The organism is Flectobacillus rivi (assembly GCF_030056655.1).
Classification (GTDB): Bacteria; Bacteroidota; Bacteroidia; order Cytophagales; family Spirosomataceae; genus Flectobacillus; species Flectobacillus rivi.
In genome coordinates this window covers 1-969 of sequence record NZ_JASHIE010000036.1, presented here as the reverse complement: position 1 = coordinate 969, position 969 = coordinate 1, and the positions used below count along the sequence as shown (strand labels likewise).

General features: G+C 33.5%; 1 protein-coding gene. It reads left to right on the top strand.

From position 1 onward, the window contains the following. The first annotated feature begins 180 nt into the window (after nucleotides 1-180). Nucleotides 181-930, top strand: a complete 750-nt coding sequence (locus QM481_RS24800) for a transposase (protein WP_283383792.1) — start codon at nucleotides 181-183, stop codon at nucleotides 928-930. Nucleotides 931-969: the final 39 nt, after the last annotated feature.

Genomic DNA, 969 nt, shown 5'->3' with positions numbered 1-969 from the left:
AAAAACAGCCTCAACTGAGCGTCGCATTCAGGGATTTTTTAAGGATTTTAACTTTGATTTCTGTAAAGTTTGTTGTGCCCTAGCCTTATTTTTACCCCAAAAGAAAGTTTTTCTATCTATTGATAGAACTGAGTGGGACGGGGATGCCTAATCTTTGGGAAATTTCAATGCAATATTCTAATGATTGTAGCCTCCTTCGATGGATTAGGAATTCCCTTATATTGGCAATTATTAGATAATAAATCAGGTAACAGTTGTTACAAGAACCGTATTGAGATATTAGAAAAAGTGATTTTCGTAATTGGTAAAGAACGTATTGCGGGGATAGTTGGCGATAGAGAGTTTATAGGTGCTTCCTGGTTTAAATACCTGAAAATACACAACATTCCTTTTTGTATGCGCTTACCTAAACATCATCTATTGACCTTGAAAAATGGAAGTATTTACCATATTGAGTGCCTATTAAAACAGCAAAAAGAGCGATACTTTCACGATGTTTTGGTGGATGGCATTGTCTGTAATGTAATGCTAAAAAAGCTTTCTAATAATGATTTTCTTTTTTTGGCTGGTCAGTTTAAAGCCAAGAAATTAGGTGAAGTTTATCGAAAACGCTGGGCAATTGAGGTACTTTTTCAGAATCTAAAGAGTCGAGGATTTGATTTAGAAAGTACACATTTAAAATGTATAAAAAAATTAAGTAGCCTCTTAGTATTTGTCTGTCTTGCCGCAGCAATTTGTTACAGTATCGGTAAATACTATAATGGTAAAGTACAAAAAATAAAAGCTAAAAATCATGGTTACATGGCTAAAAGCTTTTTCAGAACAGGTTTGGATCTATTGCGTGAACTACTAAAGAACCCTAATTCCGATTTAGTTAATCTATCGTACAAAATCATCCGGGTGTTCTGTAAGCTTATAAAACAAAAGTAGTTTATAGTCAGAAAGTTATAAAAATCATCGGGTAGAGTA